This window comes from Paenibacillus sp. GQ49 (assembly GCF_059759055.1).
In genome coordinates, this window is record NZ_JCAXEL010000018.1 from 15,435 (window position 1) to 37,868 (window position 22,434).

At 45.4% G+C, this 22,434-nt stretch carries 22 protein-coding genes; 6 read left to right on the forward strand and 16 right to left on the reverse strand.

Translation table 11 applies throughout. The features are described from left to right. Positions 1 to 103: 103 nt before the first annotated feature. Positions 104 to 313 (reverse strand): helix-turn-helix domain-containing protein, encoded by a 210-nt coding sequence (locus AC6CIF_RS24405; RefSeq protein WP_036605982.1) that lies wholly within the window; start codon positions 311 to 313, stop codon positions 104 to 106. Between the two features lie 142 nt (positions 314 to 455). Between AC6CIF_RS24405 and AC6CIF_RS24410 the strand changes: the two genes are divergently transcribed. Together AC6CIF_RS24410 and AC6CIF_RS24415 are read left to right on the forward strand one after the other, a co-directional pair. Beyond that, on the forward strand, positions 456 to 743 hold the full coding sequence (locus AC6CIF_RS24410; protein ID WP_076253750.1) for a DUF6809 family protein: 288 nt from the start codon (positions 456 to 458) through the stop codon (positions 741 to 743). A 96-nt stretch (positions 744 to 839) separates the two neighbouring features. Further along, a complete protein-coding gene (locus tag AC6CIF_RS24415; protein WP_373888078.1) occupies positions 840 to 920 on the forward strand; it encodes a putative holin-like toxin in 81 nt (26 codons plus the stop codon). 184 nt (positions 921 to 1,104) lie between these two features. Here the strand turns inward: AC6CIF_RS24415 and AC6CIF_RS24420 are convergent, their stop codons facing one another. The 3 genes from AC6CIF_RS24420 to AC6CIF_RS24430 form a co-directional block, all read right to left on the reverse strand. After that, on the reverse strand, positions 1,105 to 1,638 hold the full coding sequence (locus AC6CIF_RS24420) for an isochorismatase family protein (protein ID WP_498201849.1): 534 nt from the start codon (positions 1,636 to 1,638) through the stop codon (positions 1,105 to 1,107). A 42-nt stretch (positions 1,639 to 1,680) separates the two neighbouring features. Beyond that, entirely contained in the window at positions 1,681 to 2,067 is a 387-nt protein-coding gene (locus tag AC6CIF_RS24425) for an iron chaperone (protein WP_498201851.1), read from the reverse strand. A 140-nt stretch (positions 2,068 to 2,207) separates the two neighbouring features. Continuing rightward, complete coding sequence (locus tag AC6CIF_RS24430) at positions 2,208 to 2,870, reverse strand: M48 family metallopeptidase (protein ID WP_498201853.1); 663 nt, start codon at positions 2,868 to 2,870, stop codon at positions 2,208 to 2,210. A 149-nt stretch (positions 2,871 to 3,019) separates the two neighbouring features. Between AC6CIF_RS24430 and AC6CIF_RS24435 the strand changes: the two genes are divergently transcribed. After that, entirely contained in the window at positions 3,020 to 3,787 is a 768-nt protein-coding gene (locus AC6CIF_RS24435) for a GNAT family N-acetyltransferase (RefSeq protein WP_498201855.1), read from the forward strand. An 88-nt stretch (positions 3,788 to 3,875) separates the two neighbouring features. On the opposite strand, the gene AC6CIF_RS24440 is transcribed toward AC6CIF_RS24435, so the two are convergent. The 8 genes from AC6CIF_RS24440 to AC6CIF_RS24475 all read right to left on the reverse strand — a co-directional run bounded on the left by AC6CIF_RS24440 (position 3,876) and on the right by AC6CIF_RS24475 (position 12,328). Continuing rightward, positions 3,876 to 5,084 (reverse strand): clostripain-related cysteine peptidase, encoded by a 1,209-nt coding sequence (locus tag AC6CIF_RS24440; protein ID WP_498201856.1) that lies wholly within the window; start codon positions 5,082 to 5,084, stop codon positions 3,876 to 3,878. 23 nt (positions 5,085 to 5,107) lie between these two features. After that, positions 5,108 to 5,569 (reverse strand): GNAT family N-acetyltransferase, encoded by a 462-nt coding sequence (locus tag AC6CIF_RS24445; protein WP_498201858.1) that lies wholly within the window; start codon positions 5,567 to 5,569, stop codon positions 5,108 to 5,110. A gap of 14 nt (positions 5,570 to 5,583) precedes the next feature. Beyond that, complete coding sequence (locus tag AC6CIF_RS24450) at positions 5,584 to 7,386, reverse strand: ABC transporter ATP-binding protein (protein ID WP_498201957.1); 1,803 nt, start codon at positions 7,384 to 7,386, stop codon at positions 5,584 to 5,586. Further along, positions 7,386 to 9,335 (reverse strand): ABC transporter ATP-binding protein, encoded by a 1,950-nt coding sequence (locus AC6CIF_RS24455; protein ID WP_498201860.1) that lies wholly within the window; start codon positions 9,333 to 9,335, stop codon positions 7,386 to 7,388. Before AC6CIF_RS24455 ends, AC6CIF_RS24450 begins: the two co-directional genes overlap by 1 nt. 46 nt (positions 9,336 to 9,381) lie before the next feature. Beyond that, positions 9,382 to 11,388 carry an asparagine synthase-related protein gene (locus tag AC6CIF_RS24460; protein WP_498201862.1) on the reverse strand — a complete coding sequence of 669 codons (2,007 nt, stop codon included), beginning with the start codon at positions 11,386 to 11,388 and terminating at the stop codon, positions 9,382 to 9,384. Then, positions 11,385 to 11,849: a lasso peptide biosynthesis B2 protein gene (locus tag AC6CIF_RS24465; protein ID WP_076214939.1), complete on the reverse strand. Its 465-nt coding sequence runs from the start codon at positions 11,847 to 11,849 to the stop codon at positions 11,385 to 11,387. Before AC6CIF_RS24465 ends, AC6CIF_RS24460 begins: the two co-directional genes overlap by 4 nt. Continuing rightward, positions 11,846 to 12,115 (reverse strand): PqqD family peptide modification chaperone, encoded by a 270-nt coding sequence (locus AC6CIF_RS24470; RefSeq protein ID WP_076214942.1) that lies wholly within the window; start codon positions 12,113 to 12,115, stop codon positions 11,846 to 11,848. The genes AC6CIF_RS24465 and AC6CIF_RS24470 overlap by 4 nt, the downstream gene beginning before the upstream one ends. A gap of 96 nt (positions 12,116 to 12,211) precedes the next feature. Then, positions 12,212 to 12,328, reverse strand: coding sequence for a lariocidin family lasso peptide (locus AC6CIF_RS24475; RefSeq protein WP_433748117.1), 117 nt, complete (start codon positions 12,326 to 12,328; stop codon positions 12,212 to 12,214). A 165-nt stretch (positions 12,329 to 12,493) separates the two neighbouring features. On the opposite strand from AC6CIF_RS24475, the gene AC6CIF_RS24480 reads away from it, so the two are divergent. Next, positions 12,494 to 13,120: a response regulator transcription factor gene (locus AC6CIF_RS24480; RefSeq protein WP_076214944.1), complete on the forward strand. Its 627-nt coding sequence runs from the start codon at positions 12,494 to 12,496 to the stop codon at positions 13,118 to 13,120. A gap of 139 nt (positions 13,121 to 13,259) precedes the next feature. Here the strand turns inward: AC6CIF_RS24480 and AC6CIF_RS24485 are convergent, their stop codons facing one another. Further along, positions 13,260 to 15,632, reverse strand: a complete 2,373-nt coding sequence (locus AC6CIF_RS24485; RefSeq protein WP_498201865.1) for a GH36-type glycosyl hydrolase domain-containing protein — start codon at positions 15,630 to 15,632, stop codon at positions 13,260 to 13,262. Positions 15,633 to 15,761: 129 nt separating this feature from the next. After that, positions 15,762 to 16,181, reverse strand: coding sequence for an ester cyclase (locus AC6CIF_RS24490; protein WP_498201867.1), 420 nt, complete (start codon positions 16,179 to 16,181; stop codon positions 15,762 to 15,764). Between the two features lie 304 nt (positions 16,182 to 16,485). Here AC6CIF_RS24490 and AC6CIF_RS24495 point away from each other — a divergent pair, with 304 nt between their 5' ends. Continuing rightward, entirely contained in the window at positions 16,486 to 19,008 is a 2,523-nt protein-coding gene (locus AC6CIF_RS24495; RefSeq protein WP_498201869.1) for a transglutaminase domain-containing protein, read from the forward strand. Between the two features lie 70 nt (positions 19,009 to 19,078). Here the strand turns inward: AC6CIF_RS24495 and AC6CIF_RS24500 are convergent, their stop codons facing one another. Beyond that, on the reverse strand, positions 19,079 to 20,074 hold the full coding sequence (locus tag AC6CIF_RS24500; protein WP_498201871.1) for a cysteine peptidase family C39 domain-containing protein: 996 nt from the start codon (positions 20,072 to 20,074) through the stop codon (positions 19,079 to 19,081). A 256-nt stretch (positions 20,075 to 20,330) separates the two neighbouring features. Further along, positions 20,331 to 21,233 (reverse strand): SDR family oxidoreductase, encoded by a 903-nt coding sequence (locus AC6CIF_RS24505; protein WP_017690578.1) that lies wholly within the window; start codon positions 21,231 to 21,233, stop codon positions 20,331 to 20,333. 213 nt (positions 21,234 to 21,446) lie between these two features. On the opposite strand from AC6CIF_RS24505, the gene AC6CIF_RS24510 reads away from it, so the two are divergent. Then, the gene (locus AC6CIF_RS24510; protein ID WP_498201873.1) at positions 21,447 to 22,430 is read left to right on the forward strand and encodes a MerR family transcriptional regulator; all 984 of its coding nucleotides are present in this window, start codon (positions 21,447 to 21,449) and stop codon (positions 22,428 to 22,430) included. Positions 22,431 to 22,434: the final 4 nt, after the last annotated feature.

Sequence of the window (22,434 nt, forward strand, 5' to 3'; positions counted from 1 at the left end):
ATCAGTATGTGTATACAAACAGAAAAAGACCGTCCCTTCGATAAGGTAACGGTCTATATGTCCAATTTTTTACTAGTATAGGGCCTTAGCTAATTGTTGAAGATCACTTCTCGTCCTTAATAAACTCAATGATATCCTGGATGTCACAATCCAAAGCCTCACATATTCGATTCAGCGTATCGAACTTCACACCATCGGTTTCTTCATTATATAATTTGGCAATCCCATTTCTATGTAATCCGGTTAGTCGGGATAAATCAGCAATATTAATTCTTTTCTCACCCATAATACGAGATAAATGAACCTTGATCATACGAATTCCCCTCCAAACTAAAATGCACACTGTGATGTTGACAAAGCACACTACAAGTTGTATATTCAAATAAACATAATGCACACTGTAGTGTTCGAATGGAAACTTAATATCTACAAATACTCAAAAAGAGGTGTATATAGTGAAAGAATCCTTGGAATCTTTAGCAGAACCGTTAATCCGAACGCGCTTAGAGTTATTATACAACAATTTGTCTCACACGCAGCCTGATTATACCCAACTATCTAAAGAATCTGATCAATACTTTCAGAATATTCGCCAAGCTTTACCGGAGCAACTGAATCAAACCCTTTTTCTATATGAAGATACTCAACTCTCTATGCAAACACTTCTGGAAAGAGAGATTTATTTACAAGGGTTTCGGGATGCTCTTCAGCTAATGAACGAATTACATATAAACAGCTTCTAACAACTGGCTTCTTACAAAATATGCTATAATCAACAAAGCAATAGAATAGGCTTAAAGGGTCGGTCGGCTACCTCGCCATGAAGGGAGGGATGCCCTGTGACAGTTTTTGAAGCAATCTTGCTGATGCTTACCTTTGGTACGCTCATCGTTGCCATTCTGTCCGATAAACGCAAATAGACCGCCCCCGTAGCAAAGGATTGCGGTCTATTTCATCGTGCCCTTATGTTACCGGAGCCCACCGCCCTTAAAAGCGGCTATTGCTCGGAGGAGTCGTGTTACCAGCACGGCTCTCTTTGCATTTTACGTCTAATCTGCTCTTATTATACCATACTCAAATCTCCGGCGTCACATGTAAACCACGCTAGATACGATACATTTCTTTATACTCATCCACATATAAAACTTCAATACAATTGGACCAGTTCAGAATCGAACCGACAAAATCCTGAATGTCCAGACCCGGCATCTCATACGTCTCCGCTGTGTTCACCGAACCTGTTGCGCCCTCAATCAAGGTTACCTTAAACCCTTCGTGTTCCGCAGTAATTGCCGTAAACAGACAACAATATTCCATGTTGAATCCAACAATAAATACATGTTCTACCTGATGCTCTTGTAGCCAAGTTCTTAGCTCCGGATTGCTGAAGGCACTTGGTTTGCTTTTCTCCATAACGGGATACTGACCCGTACCCATTATAATCTCCAGGTTTGCAGTATTCTTATAGAACAGTGAAGAGCCCTCCTGATCGTAATCTACATGTTTCATGTATATGATTGGCTCATGTTGCTGTTCAAAATCAGCGATAACCGCTTCAATTTTGCCCAACTGAACTGTGAAATCCTTCAATGATGTAATCCCATACTGCACATCCAACACGATTAGTGCTTTGTTCATCTGTACTTCCCCTTCAGTAGACTAACAGGTTTTTACCATTTACTACTTCTTCTGCTTCTTCTCCCGAGCTTTTTCCACATTTTCTTTCACCCGATACTCCACAATCCGGCGGATCAGATCCTCCGGCAATGGCTGATCCAGCGGAAACTGGACAGATCCCTTAGCCCCTTTGTACTTGGAGAGTTCCTCCTTAAACGCCAGAATCCCACTGGGAGCAGGGTAAAACCCAATATGATGCTGGTATGCGGCAAAATGAACCAGATTCCCATGCTGTGCATACGTAGGCATCTTGTAACTGATCTTTTCTTCGGCGTTCGGAGCCGACTCGCGGATAATCTGTCTTAACGCCTGTAATCTCACCTGTACATCGGGTGCAAACTCCGAGATATATTTATCTACCAGCACCGAATAATGGTTACTCTCAGCCATCTTGGACTCCTTCCACCACGGATAATCAATGGATTCGTGGTACGGGCATATTTGCTTATATTGTACTTCAAATGGACAAGCGGAACAGCTATTTTACTGCAACTGAGGGATGTATCGTTTTTGAAAGCTTAAGCCTGAAATTACAACGTCATGGCTCGACCATTTCGCATCAGATAATCTTCTTTTGTTTTGTAATCCGGCATGATGCTGCCGATCCGCCGCCAGAAAGAGCGGTCATGATTCATGTGGTGAATATGGCAAAGTTCATGAATGATGACATAATCCATCACTTCCAGTGGTGCCATCGCCAGGCGATAATTGAACGTAAGTTTTTTGTCCCAGCTGCAACTGCCCCACTTGGTGGGAGAATCTACAATCTCTACTGACTTCGGTTTCACCTTCAACTCTTGCTGATAACGTCCGATGCGCTCCCCAATCATGCGTTTACACTCGGCAAAATAAAACTTCTTCAGATTCGCTCGCAGCTCTTCTTCTGTAAGCCCCTCTACAGGGATTAAGTCATGCAGTGCATGCTCCTTGCCAAAAAGCAAAAACTCCCCCTTGCCCTCATCTTCGTATTCCTTGGCTTGAGGACCGTCGAGCGCCCGCTGCATCAGAGCGGATTTCTTCAAAATCACATCCCCGTGCTGCTCTACAAGTTGCCGGATCATGTCTTCACTGGTACCATTGGGTGCTTTGATCGTTACCATATAAGGCAAGTCCATCGTGATGGAAACTTTCTTGCGTTTGCCGTATTGGATATGACAGTTAATGCTGTGATTATTTAATTCTATAGTTAGCATAATGCGCTCCGCTTCTGAAGTTATTCAACCAAATCAAATTGTATACTATCTCCCATGATAATGCATACTGTTTGGCGATATATCTATTTATATTGTATTTTTATACATTATTATGTATTATTATTTAATTATAAAATCGGAGGTTGGATATGACGCATACCATAGATTCAGAACACAAAACCATTGAAGAACTATCGCTTAACCACTGGCAGCCCTTGTCTACCTTACTATATGACGGTTGGGTACTGCGTTTTGCCAAAGGATATACCAAACGTGCTAACTCCGTTCAACCGATCCACTACTCCACGCTGGATGTGCATGAAAAGATTGAGGAATGTGAGCGCATCTATGCTTCCAATCAGTTAAATACCATATTTAAAATCACGCCGTTTATTCAGCCGGATCATCTCGACCAACTTTTGCAAGACAAAGGGTATGCTGTTGTGGATCTCACCCACCTCCAGACTCGGAGTCTGGAACATATCAAAGAGCCTGAGCACCATGCTGTACAGATTGACGAGAAGTTAACCGGGGAGTGGCTGGATCACTTTTGCCGACTGAATCAGGTGAATGATCTGCAACGGGAAACGACCGAATTAATGTTGAACAATATCCGCACACAGGTAGGTTTCATCTCGCTGTTGATTGACGGGCAAGTTGTCGCCTGTGGGTTCGGTGTGATCGAGCGTGGCTACATTGGATTATATGACATCATTACAGACGCTAACTTCCGGAATCGGGGGCTTGCTGAACAGATGATCCTTCATCTCCTCCATTGGGCAAAAAAACAGGGCGCTACCTCCAGTTACCTGCAAGTGGTTGCGAATAATGCACCTGCCTTGAAGCTTTACGCCAAGCTGGGTTATTCAGAGATTTATAGCTATTGGTACAGAGTCAAAGAATCGAGTGAGTCCTGATCTGCTTCCTAAACAAAAAAACACCTCACTTGTTTGGTATTCTGGAAGGGTGCTGACCCTGCCAACAAGTAAGGTGTGTAACCCTATGTTAGTCGCGAGTGTTCTGAGGCAGCCGTGACAGCAATGCTGAGTATTCAGCAATAAAAGCCTTATAGTGCGGGTCAAAGTCCAGCTTCTGATAAGCACTGGCCTTTTCAATAAAACGGCTGACATCCTTATCTGGAAAATAAACGCTTATCCCTTCTCCCTTAGGATGCTCCGGTGATCTCATGTTAAAAACAACCGCTTTTTGAATTGTTTTTTTGACGCGCTCCGCCTCGGTCTCAGCTTTCATTCTTTTCCCGATCAAGGTAAACAAATCAGCAAGATCCACCAAATCGGCTTCGTCCGCATAATCCTCGGCTTGAGCCCGTGCTTGTCTCAAATGACTTATTCCCTTTGTCATAGCTTGGGGCTTTAACAATCTTTTGCTGAATGACTCGACTGCCTTCATAACCTCTCCCATCCGATCCAGTCGAATGATCGATTGCTGAAGGTCCTCCTCTTCGCCGTTTTCCTTCGACTGTTCCAGATATCCTTGAGCAATCGTTCTGCCCAACTCAAGGGTGGAAATCCCGGGCTTGTCTTGAACTGCCTTCAGCATTTTTGTATAATCCCACCCATTCTGATTCGTGTAATCGACAGAGGCAAGCATGTATTCCCCATAGTTCCTAAGTGCATAGGCCACCTCCACACTTGCCATTTTGCAATTATCGAAGCCAATGAGTTCAAATTTAATTCCCGTTTCGTTATAGGCGCGTCCAATTCCTTTTTGAAGCTCGGTCAAGCTCATTTTTTTATTTCCATAGTGCTCGTCGCCGCCGTATCCATCGATCGGTCCAAGACCATGCCCCCAGAACATAAGCACATGCTTCCGAGCTGGATATTCACGGGTTCCCCAGCGAATGAAATCTGTAAGGGAATCGGATGTATCCATATTTTGCGAGCCTGCGTTATCCAGAAGGGCCAACCTCCCCTTTTCCACACGCCATCGTTGATTCAGACCGGAATCAATGGACGAATGGTCCCAGCTTCGAGCCCCTCCTGTCTGAACAACAACATTTACATTGCTGGAAGAGCCGACACTCATCATTTCCTTCAAGTCATCACTTGCCATATGAAAATCACTTTCCATATCAGAACCAATCATATAAATGAGAAAGGTGTAATCGGCCTGCCGATCGGATGCTTTTAGTTCAGATATAGGAAGAAACGAGACAAGCAGAATGAACACAAGCAGCCGTATTATTCTTTTCATTGCCATCCCTCCTTGTTTCCGCTCTACACTTTAATATTAGCGATATGCCATAAAGAAAAATAACCGTCTTCATCGGGAGCTTCGTTCTCCAGTACAAAACCAGTAGACTGGAAACACTTCAAACAAGCAGCGTTGTCGGCTTCAATTCCAGCGTACCATTTATGGATCGTTTCCAGTTTGGGAAGCTGCATAGCTTTTCCAATCACTGCTCTACCGTAGCCCCTGCCTCGAACCGACGGATCGACAACGATGGCAATACTTCCCGTATTCTGCTCCTCCTGCTCAATCATAATTACACCTACGGCTTTACCCTGCGAGAACGCTACCCACACGTCATAACCAGGATGCTGCTGCACGTGCTGATGCCACTCGTCTAAAGGAAGCATTCCCTCCAAGCGCCGATGAACCTCTGCATCCTTAAACCACTCCTCCAGCATCGCCAGATCTCTTACCGTAAACGGTCGCAAATTGTCAATCACGCTCATTTCATCTCACCTCTTTATCTATATTTTTGAGCCTGCATATTGTACAGTTCGGCATACCCCACCCCATTTTCCAATAATTGGTCGTGGGTTCCCGTCTCCATGATTCTGCCCTGTTCCATATAGACTACATGATCTGCGTGTCGTGCAGTGCTTAACCGATGCGAGACGATGACCACCGTCTTGTTTTTCATTAAATCCCGCATTCGCTGGAACACGTCTTCCTCCATGAACACATCAAGCGCAGAGGAAGGTTCGTCCATAATCAGCAATCCGGCAATATCCTTTCTCATAAAAGCACGGGATAATGCAATCCGCTGCCATTCTCCTCCTGAAAGGCTTCTGCCTCCGAATAGCCTGCCTAGCTGTGTATCATATTTTTGCCCCAGCTTGTGGAGATATTCGTCTACTCCGCCCAGCTTGGCAGCTCTTTCGATTATCCTTTGCTCGTTAACAGCCGCAAGATTACCTAGTCCAATATTGTCCCGAAGATTCATTTCATAGCGCACAAAATCCTGGAATACGGCTGTAGCCTGTGTCCGATAGGCAGCGATATCATACTCGCCCAGCGGAATACCGTTGTAAAACACCACTCCTTCATTAGGATCAAAGAAGCGCAGGAGCAGTTTGACAAGCGTGCTTTTGCCTGACCCGTTTTCACCGACCAACACGGTCACTTTTCCAGCAGGGATGATAAGCTCTGGGATATCCAGCACAACTTTGGTTTCATCATACCGGAAACTGACCCCTTCCAGCCGGAAGCCCTCTTTGACGGACACCGCCGGAGGGCATGGACCTGACTGCATTTCATTCTCGCTATAGAGAAAAGAACGAATCTTCTCCAGATGTCTGGCTTCTCTAGGACCGATCGCAAAAGCTGCAAACAATTCATTCATTCCCTCATTCAACTGTATAGTGGCACCAATAAATAAAAAGATGTCCCCTGCTGTGAAGTGACCGGAAAGCGCATGTCCAACTAGATATATAATGATGAGACCGGCGGCCAGCGACTGGAGCACAGACCACAATAATTGATGGAGAGCCAGTTTCTTTTGGTCGGCTGAAAGTGTAAGCAGAAGCTCTCGTGATGTGTTCAGATATCTCTCTTTAAAAAAAGGAACAAGACCAAATACCTTCAGCTCTCCGGCTGTTTCAGGCCTGAGCGGCGTACCAGCGTAATACTCAGCACGCCGCCTTAATTCCTGGACCTCCTCGCGTCCTTCAAAGGTAACGTTGTTGAGCTTCGCTTCCCAGTACAGCTTGGGAACGACCAATGCCAGCAAGACAATCGGGGCCCAGGGAGCGATCGTTCCAATCATTATACTCCCGGCTGCAATCACGACCACTCCTCCGATGGTCTGAGAAATAATCGTTAACCACATTGTAACGAAGTATTCGTTATATTGAATAACCCGAGTTTTTGTATGGAAACCTGCCTTTTCAAAAGGAGCAATATCCGGAATCGACATTGCTTTGCTGATCAACAACTCATCAATATGTGCTTGAAGTTTGGCAGTCAACAGGCGTTTGTGCATCTCTGATACGGGTTGGAGGGCATCCACAGCTAATGTTAGACCAATATACAACAGCACCATCCAAGCCAGCGCATCCCATGATGTAAGAACAAACGGCTGCTCAGCCAATCTGTCAATGATCTGGGCACTCAGCCACACAAGCAGCGGACCAAGCAATGCCTCAAGCATTTTAATGGCAAAAACGGTACACACTTTTACTGGTGAGCATGTCCATAGCAAGGACAGTCCAAACAAAACGGAGGAGGCCATCTGTCGTCGCCTGGCTGTGATTCGTTGCAATGCCATCACTGGATATGCTCCTCCCCTTGAAAAGATTTTCCCTGCAAACGGAACATGGTAGCATACTCCCCATTTTTGCACATTAAGGCCTCATGGCTACCTTCTTCCACGATACAACCATTTTTCAGGACAAGTATTCGATCTGCTAGTTTAACCGTGCTGAACCGATGAGAGATCATGATCACCGTTTTACCTTTTGTCATTTTTTGAAACTGATTGAAAATCTCATATTCAGCCCGGATGTCAAGAGACGCAGCCGGTTCATCCAGAATGACCAGACCTGCTTGACGAACCATCGCTCTGGCTAACGCCACGCGTTGCCATTGTCCACCCGAGAAATCAGTACCTCCCCATTCAGGACCCAAGAGGGTTTCGATTCCATGAGGCAGCGCCGAAACGATCTGGTCCAGCCTTGAATCTTGAAGTACTTGATTCATCTCCCTGTCGCTCAGTTTAGCGTTCATGCTGCCTATCATAATGTTCTCGCGCAGGGATAACTCGTATTTTCCGAATTCCTGAAAAACAACCGAGATATGCTCTCTCAGCTCCCTGACATCAAACGAGCGAATATCCACACCGTTGATTTTAATCTCGCCTTCGCAAAACTCATAGAAGCGGCACAACAGCTTGACAAGTGTTGTTTTACCCGACCCATTGGCGCCAACAATCGCGATGCGCTCCCCGGGCGATATGCTGAAACTGATATGGTCAAGAACCCAGGGGGAACGTTTATCTTCACTCTCATTAACATCCTCAGCATAGTCGTGGACTTCGTCCTCGTTTTCGTCATCAATTTCCTCACTGTCCAGGTCCAGGTCGAAATCATCAGCTGCTTCCTCGGAAGCAGCACTCTCCTGATCCTGATAAGGATACTTGAAGCTTACTCCCTTGAATTCTATAGATAGGGGGCCAGCATTCACTGGAACGGGATGTGAAGGCATCCGGATATCTTCCTCTGCATTCATAAATAAGACGAAATCATTTCCCATTCTCCAGATATCAATCGTGTCTGCCCCTTCCTTGGCAATCTCTCTTAAGGAAACAGACAATTGAAACACAGCCCCTAAATACAGAGCAATATCCCCCAGCGAAATCGAGCCCGATCCAGATTGACTTACTACCCAAAAGTATGCTCCTCCTGCCACCATACCCGAAAAAAGACCGGTGAAAACCGTTCCTTTGGCGCTTTTGGCCTGGATCATTCGAAACTGTTCATACAGCCGAGCAAACGTGTGTTGATAGATGTTATGGAAATGGCTGCCCAAACCAAACAGGCGAATTTCCTTGGCGGCACGTCGACTAATCATTAGGCTTCGAGTATAATCCAATCTTCTTCTTGTAACTGCATATTCTTTGGCATACTGCCATTCCATCTCGTTGTAACGGTTCTGCATAAATGCAAAAGGAGCTGTTGACAGCACCAGAATAATGGACAGCATCGGAGAGAGCACGGCTATCAGCATAATAATACCAATCGTCGAAAAAATAGATGTGCACAAATTCGCGCTGAAATTCAGGAGCTGTGCTGGTAGCCAATTGGAGCGATCCCGCAAGGCTTCCAGCCGGTTTCGGTGTTCCTCCTCTTCAAAAAAGCGCATGCCGGGAATACGTTCAAAAGCATCCAGCAAAACGCTATTCACAGTAATGATAGATCGCTCCGATAGCAGCATTTTAAGCCAGGTTTGCGCGGCGTTCACGAGGCTGAGCAAAACCAGGCTACAAGCATAGACAATAGCCCACTGCGCCGCGTATGATTCTGAACCGTTTGGCGCAATTCCATCGATAATTTGTTTAGAAGCATAGAGCTGAAGTGCTGGAACAGCCCCCTCAATGAATATGAACAATACGATAAGCACGGTTAATACCGGACCGGATTTCCACAACATTCGCACGAGTAAATGGGTTGTTTGCCGTGTTCGTTCTGCTCTGCTGCACCGTCCTTCATGATCAGCCATGTGTTTCTCCATTCGTCTGCACCTTTATGATTGAAATGGCCCTGAATCAGGCATGAAAATACATAGGTTTCTTCTCATTCAGATTAACCTCCTCGATATCTCCGAGCAGCCTTGCCGGAGCCGGCCTGGAGCGGTTGAGCACATGTTCTTTGCCCCGGCTCATCTCCTGTAGCCAAATCTCCAAGTCGATAACAGAGCGCATATATTGGTAACCCATGCCCAGATCATTATTCGGGTCCTCCGAACGGATTGCCATGGCGACCAAGTGTTTCCACCACGTTTTCTGGTCAATAATCCCCAGTTCCGTAACAAGCACACGCTGTCCGCTCGCGAACAATTGCAAAATATGCTTGCGATCGTTCAAAAAGCTTTTTCTGGCCATATGGGCATAAGTTGTTTTGGACGACCTGTTATAGACATACGAAGGCAAGATATCTGTGAATGCTTTTCGAAGCAGCAGCTTGGAACCAGCATAGCTGTCTTGCTCCCCCTTCAAGAGATCATAATGCTGCTCCGGCGGAACCGAGAATGAAAATTCGATCATGCGACGGTCCAGAAACGGATGATATGCAGGCAAAGTAACACTTACAGAGTCCATGTATCTTGCACGCGGCCACAGAAAGTCATAATGATAACGCTTTCCCCAGTAATTTAGTGGCCTGCTTTTTCGGTATCGATGAACCTCCCCCGCATTCATCTGCCGTTCTCTCAAGAGATGTTCGTTTGTAAAAAATTCTGGCAAGTCGTACTCCGTATCCGACCATAACAGCTTATAGTACAATTTTTCTCCAATATAAGGAATGAATGGCGCCAAACCATATTGGAAACCCCTTTTCAGCATGGGGCCCGCTCGATTGCCAGTCCATTTTCGGAGCTGACGAATGCCTTCCCGATAGCGCTTTTGCCGAAAATAGGAATCAATGACAGCAGCCTCACCGCTATATATGAAGTCTCCACCTTCACCCGTCAAAACGGCAGCAGTTCCAAATTGCCGAGCAAGCACCGTAAATGTTTCGTTCACAAGTGAATTGGCTCGGGGATCTGGACCATCCACGAACCATAGCGGGTCCCTGCCAATTTCGGCATTTGGTATTCTCGCCGTGGCGTCCGCATGAATGATCAGGCCGGGAATGCGCAGATCCTTCATCATTTTTTTGACAAGATCCTTATCATGGCTTGGCATCATATCCGGCTCGGCAAAAGAGATGTTGACAGCCAGAACCTGCTCTCGGTTCCCGCTGGCAATGGCGGCTGCTACAACCGCAGCCGAGTCGAGTCCTCCGCTCAGTTCAACAATTCGTTTGCTACCATTAAAACGTTCCGAGGTCACCTGCTTCAGCAATTGACGAAATTGAGGGGCAGCATCCTCCGTGAGCTGTGGCCTGCTTGTCAGTTCCCGCATTCCCCAGTAGCTTTGCACTTTCACCTGATGATTGTTCCACCAGGCAATGGAGGCCGTGGGCAGCTTGCGAATGCCTTTAAAAAAAGTGCGCTCCTCCAGTCCGTTCTCCCCCACCGCAAAGCCTGAAGTCGGATACATTCGGCACACGTCTTCATCAACCTCAAAAGGAATATCCTGAAGCAGCAAAAGCACACGTAGGTCGTTGGCAACAAACCATTCATTTCTTGGACTTATCCAATAATAAACAGGTCGGGTTGCATAGCTGTCCGTAGCAACAATCAAGCTGCTTCGTTTCTGGTCCCAGTACACCAGTGTAAATTCCCCTTGAGACTTGCATAGTTGATATTCAGGTTTCTCTTGCAGCAGACGGTAAGCTTGCTCCTGCTGATGAAATGAAAGGGACGGGAAATCGTCGGCATGAGCTTGCAACTCACCGCTTGCCCAGCCATCCAGAATGATGGGAAAATCAAGACGGACATCCGTGAAGGAACTGGAAACCTGCGTTCCGTAACCATAGGAGAGGGTTGCTAAATGGAACGTGTCGTCCGTATATACATCCACACCGGTAACCCTTGCCCACCTTTTAATTGAATCCATCCACTCTAACCAAATATTTCGATTTTGGCCCTGCATAGCAATCCATATCTTCATCCCAGAGATAGCACCCACCTCTCGGCATATTCGCTCATATTATATGTTTTCAACACCTTCAAATCATTTCCTTTATGATTGGGGTCAATTGTCCGACCGTCTTCCAAACGCACCCATGCATGAGAAAACAATTTTTCATCTATCTTTTTCACACCGATCAACAAGTCACTCTCATAGCCGGCACTAAACAAAATGGCCTGAACTGTCATAGCTATGGAAACACACGAGGTGATGAGATGATCATTTTCATCCATTTCATACATCATCTGACCAAGTCTGCACAATTCGGCCGTCTCGATCCGATTCGCTTCCCTTCGTCCTGCGCTTACATGAAGCGGATACATATGTATTGCAATTTTTTCATAAGCATCTACAAAATCCGTCTCCAGCAGTAACAGGCGGACAAAAGCATGGACCGTGGTGAAATAAACCTTGTTATGGACAGGGATCGACTTGCTCATGAGGCATCGACCTTGACCAGATTTTTAGCCCAAAGTTCCTGAATAGCGTTTTGCAGAATATCGGTTAATTCAGCCTCGGATTGATCAAATTCACTTTTCCATTTACTCAGAATTTGGTCGAATTCCCTTGTCCCAGTCTCCAGTTCCAGCCACAGCTCCATCAACGCGCCTTCAAGTCCAAAATATTCGCCGTTATTGATATCCAGCACGATACATTCCTCGCTTAATGACGTCGTGGCGGTTTCCTCGCTTCGGGCAATTTTCATGCCTGCTACCCCTCTCTGCAAGGTAATATATAGTATATGGAAATGACTAGAGAGAGCCGAAAGGCCCTCTCTGGTGAACATATAATGCCTTTGAAATTAACCACGTTTTACTCCACGGCCGTTTTTACCATCTCCCGGCTTACTTTTCTTGGAGAGAGTTACTGTCAGGAATGCACCATAACTCTTCAAAGGAGCCACTTGAACTTTACGCATATATTTCACCACCTCTCAACTTGAAATATATTACATTTTTAATATATCATAGAAATAATGGGTTTTAACCGCAATCAATCCCCAAAACCCGCCAAGATTCCACAAATCCGCTTGTTACGGTTATTTTGTGGTCCGAAAGAAAATAATACATACGAGGTGTATATCATGCTGAACGTAATTCTGGTAGACGATCATAAAGCATTCACCTGTGGAATGAAGCTCATTTTGGAACAAAACAACATGAAGGTAACCGTACTTCATTCAGCCCTTGAAACGCTAGACTTCATAAAAGAACAGGCCAATGCGATAGACCTTTACCTGTATGACTTGTCTATGCCGGACCTTAACGGAATTGAACTGGCAACCAAAACACTGGAGATCATTCCTGATGCAAGAATCATGCTTTTCTATTCCCAGGAGGATATGATTCAGCTGTTTCAAATGTCGGTACAGGCAGGCATTCGCGGATTTATCGACAAGTCTTTTTCAGCTCAGCAGGTGCTCACAAGCATTTCCATGTGCATGGAAGAGGCGGTTATCTTTTCCCTGGATTTCCTTAAAGCGATTTTCACTCCGACAGCTTCCTTTAATGCTCCTGAAACTGTGCTGACAGAGTTCGAAATAAAATTGCTACAACAGGTGGCAAAAGGTGAAACCAATAAACAAATCGCGGAGTCTCTTTTCATGTCTACTCGAAATGTCGAATATCACTTGGGACGTGTTTATAAAAAACTGAGGGTTAGCTCCAGAACATATGCTGTGCACAAATGCAAGATTCTTAACTTGATATAAATGCAAAAGTGAAGGTGTCTCATAAGCATATCGGTGAAGAGTAATAACACCGATACGTTCAAAAGGGACGAAGCAGATGCCGCTGCTTCGTCCCTTCACATGAATGCTGTATATCAAACAAGTGACCGCTTTACCTTTTCTACAATGGCAGCTTCACCAGCACCTCATATTTCACGCCCGCCTGTATATTCTTGATGATGTCCCCTGCAATTCGTTGGCCGTCAACATGCACCTCAATCGTCTGAACAGATGCATCCTTCTTCATGTTTACATGCAACTCAGCCCCGCGGAACAAACGCGTGACCAACGCCTCGTTCCAATCTTCTGGCAACTGCGGACGAACCTGAAGCCCTTGTGCATGACCTTGCAGACCAAACAATCCGTCGATTAGGCAACGATACACCCACGGCACCGTGCCGGTGTTGAACAGATGACTGGAGCGCCCAGCTGTACGTGGGAATTGACGATAGGCTCCACGATAATAATTCGGAATAAATACAGGTAGCTGACCCCGCTGGAGAATATCCTCGCCATCAGGACCCGGAATCATTTTACGCAGCAAACGATACGCCTTCTCCTTCTCGCCCACCAGGTACAACGCGTAAATATAGAACGCCGCCGCGTGATTGTACACTGCACCATTCTCTGCACTTCCCGGATGTTTCTGCGTAACACGGCCTACATCTTCCCGCATCGCTGTGAAAGACGGCGCGAGCTTCTCGACACCATATGGCGTCTCCAATTGCTCCTCTACGGCACGGATTAACTTCTCCTGTTTCTCCTGATCCGCAGCACCGCTCATAAGTGCCCAGCTCTGAGGATTAATATAGATGCGTCCTTCCACGTCTTGGCTTACGCCAAACACTACGTTATCATCCGTTATTCCGCGCGCATACCAGTTACCGTCCCATAGGTACTCATTCGCTACTGCATTGGTCTGATTGGCTTCCTGACGGAATTCCGCTGCAACCTCGGCATGCCCCGCCTGTTCACCAATATCTGCCCACACATTGAACGCATATGCCGTCGCAATGGTCAGCCAGCCGGATACGCCTTTGCCTTTGTATCCCACCATGTTCATCGGATCACACCAGTCACCCTGATTGATATAGTTCAACCCGCGCGCATCACGCTCATGGATCAACCAGCGCATTGCAAGATTCATATGCTCCAGTACGGAAACCTTTTGTTCACTGTCTGTAAAAGCAACCTGTTCCTCCAAAATGCTATAGTCATTCGTTTCATCCAAATAGGTCTTCATACAGACCGGAAGCCAGATGCAGTGATCGGTATGAGGAACCTGGTTGATATATTTCAGTTCTGCGTCCGGGTGCAAAATAATGCCGTCTGGCATCGCACCGCTTATATGCTGCTGAGACAAGGCTGTCAAGAACGCATCCCGCGCAATCTGCGGCTGAATATAACTCATACCCATGTTGTCCTGCAAATAATTCCGCGTCTGCGGATCGGTTGTCAGACGATTGGTTTTGCCATGATAGTACATCTGGCGAGGCAGCCAGTGATTTACGACATTATCTAACCAGCTGTCCGGTGTCTCGATCTGGATGTTTCCTTGCCCTTCCGCAATATACTCAGCATACTCCTGCTCGGCTGCGGTGAAACCATCCTGTCCATCCTTTTTCACAAAATAATGCTGACGGATGCCTTCAATCTCTGTCTCATCATGAGCCGGGCCAAAAATAAATCGATATGCCTGCTCAGCTCCCGCTTCCAGTTCGACTCTATATTGCAATACAGCCACAGGTGTCTCATACCGCGAATCTCCACCTGCGAGTGTCTCCGACTGAAGGGCCGAAGGATTATGTAGCCCGCCTTCGCCTTCAAAGCTCTCATGATTCACTTCCCACGCGGTCGGCTGGTGATCTGCAAGCAGATAGGTTTTGTCGCTGTAATTTTTAATTTTGCTATAATCCTGATACTTCTGATACGGCGTAACCGCCGAGCAGACAATGCCCTGCAAATCTTCCACATATGAACCGGATTGGTTCATCCAGGACATATAACCGACCGTATAATACGGGTAGATACTCAGCTTGCGTTTTCTCGAAGACAGATTGGTTACCTTCACACGCCACAGCTCCATGACATCTTCCTTCGGTAGACGCAGGGACATCTCGATGCATATGTCGTCTTGAATCACTTTCCAATGAATATCGTGTTTACCCACAGCGAACATATAGCTATCCGCCTGCTTGCGAACCGGTTCATACGGGGCTGAGAAAATTTCGCCACTTATTTCATCTTTAATGTAGACAAACCGTCCCGGATGGTGGGCATAGTATGGCTGCTCCGGTTGCATAAACGTCTTGGCTTCCAGGTTGGGCGCATACGAGTATTTGGCAGGTTCGGGCTGCATGAATTGGGCCACCGCGTACCCCCGGCAATTCACATGAATCATCATCTTTTCGTTCCAAAGGAATCCGGATGCCTTCGGTATACTTGTCGGGCTTGTTAGTTCAACATATTGATTATCTTCCGTTGCTTTAATCATCACTGAACCTCACTTTCAGATGTTGGAGTCAAAAGACAGAAAACGTTTTAGGTAACTTGTATACAACTTTGTCCATTATAACACGGGAACGCTTACAAAGAACTGAAAACTAAAAAAGAGCTGAGAAACTCAGCTCCGATTACGTTCCAATTGTTTCTCGATGCCCAACCTGTCGATCTGTATCCAATACTCTGCAATTTGTTCTTTTTCCACTCGGTATACCGCACTGGCAATTTCAATCACCGGGAGGTTGGTTGGACTGTATCCGTCCACTTCGCCGATATGGGTACCGGTTTGTCTCCAGCGCACATAAACTTTATCACCTTGCGTCAGTAACTCCTGAATTTCGAGTGAAAATTCCCCGTAAGCTTCGATCATTTCTCGCACATGATCCGCATAATCGGAAGGTGTTCGGGTGACCGTGACCTCTTCTTCAGATATCACTTGATGGGCCAGTACCTGTTCCGCCATCACTTTGCTTGCATAATCAGGATTTCGGCCTGATCGGACCTCTTCAAAAAAGGTTCTGACAATCTGTTCTGCTGTCATACGCCATCCCAGCCTCCTCAAATTATTCTGTTATACATAAAAAATATGTAGTAACTCTTGAATTTTAACATGGAACACACGCTACGGAATTACAACTGTTCTATTGTTCTACAGGACTTAAAACCTACCCTCTTACCTTGACAATGCGTCAATATGACCATAAACTAGCAAAGGATATTAGGAAATTAATAGGAGGTTTGGCCGTTAAGAGGTTCGAGTATGGGTTTTAACCAATTTTGATAATCTTTCGTTGTGGAGAACGTAGCCATTAGAGTCACTCAGAAAAACAAGAAAGCGGTGTATCATGAAACGTCTATTTTTCATTATGTTTGCGCTCACCCTGTTACTGGCTGGATGCCAGAGTACTGAGCAGGAAAGCAGTCCGTCCGAGAATAATCCTACAGAAGTAGTAGAAGGTTCTACCATTTTAAGTTTGAAGCAGAAATACGGCTCTGAATCGGAACAAGCGATCATGCCGATGTACAACGTAGCTCAGGATGAAGAATTTACGTTCAAGTTTAAAGCCGATTTACGTAAAAGTAGCCTGCGAGCTAGTGACATTATTAGTGTACATACCGATATTAAAGCACTCAAAGCAAGCGATGTATATGCCATTCCAGAGACAAACGACAATAGTGTTTCCATTAAGCCTCTTGGATGGGGCGTTTTAAGTTCAGATTCCATGATGAACAAGGATCAAAGTTCTTGGGGCGGTGCCCCAATCTACTACATTCGCCTGAACTATGATCCGGATGCAGAAAAACTAACACTACTCGATAAACCCATCATTATTCCGTTTACAGTGAAATCGGAGTTACCCGTACCCAACCTAAGATACGAAATTGACAAAGATAGACGGTTCAAGTTGGTCTGGGACAAGGTTGAAGGTGCCACCGAATATAAAATTTATAAACGTTCTGACCTAACCAACTTCGATACAAATGTACCTCTAACTGGCGCAGAGGACGCTTTCAGTAATAGTCTGCCTTTAGATATTGCGGTAACGACAGAGACGTCTTTCAATGATTTTTTGAGAGACGGAAAAGGCGGGCTAGGCACTTATAATGAAATGATAACTACCACTCAGAACCATGGTATACGAGGAGAATATTACGTCACTGCAATTGGTGGAGGCAAAGAATCTAATTTTAGCAGAGGTGTCCCTACAGCTCCCCTTGCTTCCCAGTTACCAACAGCTTTGAAAGAACAATTGTATATGGAGAAATTAAAGAATATAGATGTACTTCCTCAGAAAACAACAGTTGAGTACAATGACGGCTCTCTAGCCCGTGAAACCATTGTCTATGATACCGCTAACGTAGAGATTTCAGAGTTCAATGAAACGAATATTCCTTTTCACATTAAAGGAACAGCTCTGAAAAGTTACGTACGTGTAGAAAATGTGACCCAAGCAGACCTGGACAGACTCACTCAGCAAACCGTAGCCGAGTCCAGCAACGGACTGGTGGAACCAAAGAATAACACACCTTACGTCCCTGCACCTGATGTGCCAACGATCATCAACAATCATGATGAACCTGAGTCTGCAACGGAAACAGAAGAAGCACCGGCTTCGGAAACTCCAACTACAGAGTCCACAACCGATACTGAGACTTCAGAAGATGCAACTGATCCTCTATCTACTGAGGCTTCCGATAATACTTCTGATAATTCTTCAGATATGGCTTCTGAAGAAGCTTCCAATGAAACACCTGCTCCAGCTCCCGAAGCTGTAGAAGACAACCTGGTAGATGAGCAGAAATCGAATACACAGCAAAATGTAGAACAAGGTAATCAGGAAACCGTGCCTCAGCCTGCTACAGGTGATGCAATGATCAATGCAGATTCCGCATTGGAAGAAGTTTTAGCCAAAAACATGATTGCGGCACAAGATAAAATTTCGTTAAAAGCTTTCCCCGAAGCTCAAAATTTCACGACACTCTCAGATGTTGTTCTGAAAGTGATGTACCAGAATCCATTGATTCTTGGTGTGGAAGGTTTCGAATACAACTATGGTACACTTACCCTTTCCATTTATTACAATGAATCGGCTAGTGGTATCCAGAAGAAGCAAGATGAGATTATTGCCAAAGCAAATGAAGTTGTGGCTTCCATTATCAAGAATGGTATGAACGAAGACGAGAAACGGAAAGCCATCTACGATTATCTGAACGATAACGCAAAGTATGATGATGCAGCGCTGGAAAATGCGGAGCAAAACAACTTCAAAAATGTCGATCCACAGTTTAATGACTCGTTTACCACATACGGTATTCTGGTCAAAGGAGTTGGGGTATGTGCCAGCTATGCTTCCGTTTACAAATTGCTCTCCGATCTTTCGGGATTGGAAAGCATCGTTGTAACGGGCGCTTCCAGCGGCGTTCCACATGCATGGAACAAGGTCAAAATCGGGAACGAATGGTTCCATGTAGATGCCACCAACAACCTGACGAACTCCGGCATCCCTTATTTCCTGTACAATGCCAATGATGAGACTGCTGCAAGTCAGAAAACGATAGCGGATCAAGATTATTGGCTTGATTCCGAGCTCACGATGTTTAATGGCGAGAGCGATGCCAATGATTATTATGTGCAGAATGATCTCGAAGTCGCGTCCATTAATGAGTACAAAACCAAGGCTGAGAGTGAACTCAAAAAAGGAGAGAACCGCGTCATTCTCCGTTTCGCCTCACCTGTTGACTCTGATGAGCTGATGACAGCTGCCGGTGAAGCCCTCGCTGCAGTGGATGAAGCGCTTCTGAATACAGCACAATTAGCCACACTCGGCAGTTATGCCATTCTGGACCCGAAACCAGAGCAGAAGTAACTTAGTTACACAGCAATCCCCTTTGCTTTTTCACAAGTAAAGGGGGTTTTTTGTCTATTATTAGATGACTTCAAGCCATTGATTTAACCTGTTGCAATCTGGTAATAAAAGAAGAAATAAATGCTTTCTCTTTTGTGAGATTCTGTTGCAACCTCTCACTTATTTTACTAAGTGTACTTGCATCACGCGTTATATTGTATTTCAGAACTATGTTTCTCAATTTAAAGTAGTCCTGTTTCAGAATAGTGCTTAATTCCATGAAGGTTGCATCTCGTTCAATGATTGATTTCTCCATTAAGTAAGATAATCGTAACTCCATAAGTAGCTTATGTTCATACAAGAGATGAAAGACTCGTGAATCCAATGCTTCTCCAACTAGGGCTGCCTGCTCAATGTCGGTAAAGATACGTTGAATGGCTTTCATTCCAAAATCGTATTTCTGATCTCTCACTAAGTCATATGTCTCGCTTGAGTTAAGATAGTTTTCCATCGCCGTTATCATTTGCTCCACATGAATTGCATAATTGATATTCTGGATAGGCTTAAGAAATCTCACTTCTGTCCAAAAACTGTATTCATTAGACATGGTCCAGTAGCCTTTCTCAAGTTCATCCAGACTACATGTGGTTTGTATGAATTTACCATCATCTAGATTATCAGCAATGTATATCAAATTTTGATCCAGGTCATACCCGTACACCAACAATTCATGCATAAGATGTTCTTTCTGATAATAGTCTGTACACGCAATGTAGTATCGATCTGCATAAATATATAGATAATATCCCATATCTATCGCTTCTGTAATCACTTGCTTAAGTGATATTCCCCATTTGCTAATCACAATTTCTTGTGGCAGGTTGTAAAAGGAAATTCCCGGGCAGGTACTTAGCAGAAACTGATGAGAATCAAACGAAAAAATTCCCCATCCATGTGCATACCTGATTTGTATAAAGTTATTGAAAATCCATGGCCATAAATCTTCGTTCATAACGGATGTTAATGTCCCATACGATGTGTACGTGCTTATGACAGGGTCACCTAGTTTAAGTACATTCTTGGCCATTACAGAATTCCTCCTTCGATTCCTAGGCATAGTGTATTGATCTGAACAGATTCATTGTATAAGCAACGCACTCTCGGAGCTGGGAGCGAAGAACATGTTCTTGAATATATTACCATGTACCTTTCCTGTTTTATATAAGAACGCTTTCATATATAAAAATATTTTATTTCTCTCATCTTAACGACAAAAAAGAGGATACCGCCCCCAATATGGAGACCGTATCCTCTTATACAATGATCGAATTACCTAAGACTATTTATGGACTAACCGTACCGCCATTTGCATTCAATGTCTCTCCGCTCACATAACTGGATTCCTGGCTTGCCAGGAACACAAATGCCGGAGCCATCTCGGCAGGTTGTCCTGCTCGACCAAGTGGTGTGTTGGAGCCAAAATCGGCAAGCTTCTCGACCGGTTGTCCGCCCACGACCTGGAGCGGTGTCCATACCGGTCCTGGTGCAACAACGTTGACACGGATCCCTTTGCTACCCACCTGTTGTGCCAGCGCTTTGCTGAACGTGTTAATGGATGCTTTCGTTGTCGCATAATCCAGCAGGATTGGCGAAGGTTTGTACGCCTGAATCGATGATGTGTTGATAATGGAGCTGCCCGGCTTCATGTGTTTCACAGCTGCTTTGCAGAGCCAGAACATGGAATAGACATTTGTTTTGAACGTTGCATCGAATTGCTCGGTAGTCAGATCCGCAATCTGCTCCACAAACTGCTGTTTACCTGCCACGTTAGCTAGGATATCAATCCCGCCAAGCTCTTTTACCGCAGACTCAATAAGTTCTTCACAGTATTTCTCATCCTTCAGGTCACCTGGCATCGTAATTGCTTTGCGACCGGCTTCCTCAATCAGCTTCACAACTTCCTGCGCATCCGCTTCCTCTTCCGGCAGATAAGCCAGAACAACATCTGCACCTTCACGGGCAAACGCAATCGCTGCCGCCCGACCAATTCCGCTGTCGGCTCCGGTCACAACTGCTTTGCGTCCCGTTAATCGTCCGCTGCCTTTATAACTTTTCTCACCCGCATCGGGAACAGGTGTCATCTCACGCTGGAGCCCCGGCTCATCCTGTTGCTGTTTCCACTCCGGTGTAGCCTTCGGATATTGGGTCGTTGGATCTTGCATGGTGTGCTGGTCTTGATTAGCCATGTTCAATTTCCTCCTTGGTTATTTACACGATACCCATCGTATAAGCGTATTTTTTATTTGTTGTGAATTTAGTTTGCGTAAAAGTTGCACTCTTTCCTTTGTAACCGAGATGGGTGGAATTTAAACTGGACCTGCTACATTTTCCTTGGCAACAATTCCAGTGTTGAATCTCCTCTAACTGGAGATTGTATAATAGAACATGAGGTGATCTCGTTGAATGCAAATAAAGAACCCTATTCCATCGGTGAAGCAGCTAAACTGATCGGCTCCACGGTGAAAACGATCCGTTATTACGATGAGATTGAACTGTTACAACCCTCCAGTCATACGGAAGGTGGACATCGACTCTATACAACGCAAGACCTGTGGCAACTCGAACTCATTACAACACTACGTTATCTGAATTTCAGCATACCGGATATTCGAAAGCTCATGTCGGGTGAACTGGCAGTAGCACAGGCATTGGATCTGCAGATTGAAGCCTTGGAAACCCAGATCGGCACGATGAATTCCATGCTCTCTGTTTTACACCAAGCGAGGCAGCATGAAGAAGAAACTTCACTGCGCTCGGAACAGTCTCTTACCTACATCTCCAGTCTGGTAGAATCCCTGACGGCCAATGCGAGCAGACGAAAACAATTTGTTGCTGCCAAAGTGGATGAATCCCATCTGCTGGACAGCATTCCGCAGGATTGGAGAGTGTCGTTTCTGCACTTTTTCGATAAATACATGATGAAAGATACCAAACTGACGGCTCAGCAAACACTGGCCTGGAAGGAAATTCAGGAACTGATCAATGATCCGGCATATTGGGCAGATCTGGCTCAGCTGGAGGTTCCGTTCTTCATTATGGCGAATCAGCCACAAGTCGAAGCGGATGTCTGGGTGAAAAAAATGGAAGCAATTCGTATTCGCACTACCGAAGCGCTGGACAAGCGTTGGGCCATCGATAGCCCTGCTGTGCAAAGCATGGTGTGGGACTTTGTGTTGATGTATGCAAGTGTCGAGCATGCCGAAACACCCGACGTATTTTTTAGCAAACAGGCCCGATATATGCTGGACTCTGTGACCGATCGCATTCTGCGTTTTAACAAGCTGTGCAAGGTGATGAATCCCGAATGGAGCCAGATTGTAGATGGCATTAACCTGTTGCAGGAGGGCATGCGGTTACGCTTAAAACAAATGGAAGAAGACTGAGCTT

What these genes read in the sequence shown, in the direction of transcription:
- AC6CIF_RS24405 (WP_036605982.1), bottom strand. Translation starts at nt 313, where the DNA reads ATGATCAAGGTTCATTTATCTCGTATTATGGGTGAGAAAAGAATTAAT.
- AC6CIF_RS24420 (WP_498201849.1), bottom strand. Translation starts at nt 1,638, where the DNA reads ATGAACAAAGCACTAATCGTGTTGGATGTGCAGTATGGGATTACATCA.
- AC6CIF_RS24425 (WP_498201851.1), bottom strand. Translation starts at nt 2,067, where the DNA reads ATGGCTGAGAGTAACCATTATTCGGTGCTGGTAGATAAATATATCTCG.
- AC6CIF_RS24430 (WP_498201853.1), bottom strand. Translation starts at nt 2,870, where the DNA reads ATGCTAACTATAGAATTAAATAATCACAGCATTAACTGTCATATCCAA.
- AC6CIF_RS24435 (WP_498201855.1), top strand. Translation starts at nt 3,020, where the DNA reads ATGACGCATACCATAGATTCAGAACACAAAACCATTGAAGAACTATCG.
- AC6CIF_RS24440 (WP_498201856.1), bottom strand. Translation starts at nt 5,084, where the DNA reads ATGAAAAGAATAATACGGCTGCTTGTGTTCATTCTGCTTGTCTCGTTT.
- AC6CIF_RS24445 (WP_498201858.1), bottom strand. Translation starts at nt 5,569, where the DNA reads ATGAGCGTGATTGACAATTTGCGACCGTTTACGGTAAGAGATCTGGCG.
- AC6CIF_RS24450 (WP_498201957.1), bottom strand. Translation starts at nt 7,386, where the DNA reads ATGGCATTGCAACGAATCACAGCCAGGCGACGACAGATGGCCTCCTCC.
- AC6CIF_RS24455 (WP_498201860.1), bottom strand. Translation starts at nt 9,335, where the DNA reads ATGGCTGATCATGAAGGACGGTGCAGCAGAGCAGAACGAACACGGCAA.
- AC6CIF_RS24460 (WP_498201862.1), bottom strand. Translation starts at nt 11,388, where the DNA reads ATGAAGATATGGATTGCTATGCAGGGCCAAAATCGAAATATTTGGTTA.
- AC6CIF_RS24465 (WP_076214939.1), bottom strand. Translation starts at nt 11,849, where the DNA reads ATGAGCAAGTCGATCCCTGTCCATAACAAGGTTTATTTCACCACGGTC.
- AC6CIF_RS24470 (WP_076214942.1), bottom strand. Translation starts at nt 12,115, where the DNA reads ATGAAAATTGCCCGAAGCGAGGAAACCGCCACGACGTCATTAAGCGAG.
- AC6CIF_RS24475 (WP_433748117.1), bottom strand. Translation starts at nt 12,328, where the DNA reads ATGCGTAAAGTTCAAGTGGCTCCTTTGAAGAGTTATGGTGCATTCCTG.
- AC6CIF_RS24480 (WP_076214944.1), top strand. Translation starts at nt 12,494, where the DNA reads ATGCTGAACGTAATTCTGGTAGACGATCATAAAGCATTCACCTGTGGA.
- AC6CIF_RS24485 (WP_498201865.1), bottom strand. Translation starts at nt 15,632, where the DNA reads ATGATTAAAGCAACGGAAGATAATCAATATGTTGAACTAACAAGCCCG.
- AC6CIF_RS24490 (WP_498201867.1), bottom strand. Translation starts at nt 16,181, where the DNA reads ATGACAGCAGAACAGATTGTCAGAACCTTTTTTGAAGAGGTCCGATCA.
- AC6CIF_RS24495 (WP_498201869.1), top strand. Translation starts at nt 16,486, where the DNA reads ATGAAACGTCTATTTTTCATTATGTTTGCGCTCACCCTGTTACTGGCT.
- AC6CIF_RS24500 (WP_498201871.1), bottom strand. Translation starts at nt 20,074, where the DNA reads ATGGCCAAGAATGTACTTAAACTAGGTGACCCTGTCATAAGCACGTAC.
- AC6CIF_RS24505 (WP_017690578.1), bottom strand. Translation starts at nt 21,233, where the DNA reads ATGGCTAATCAAGACCAGCACACCATGCAAGATCCAACGACCCAATAT.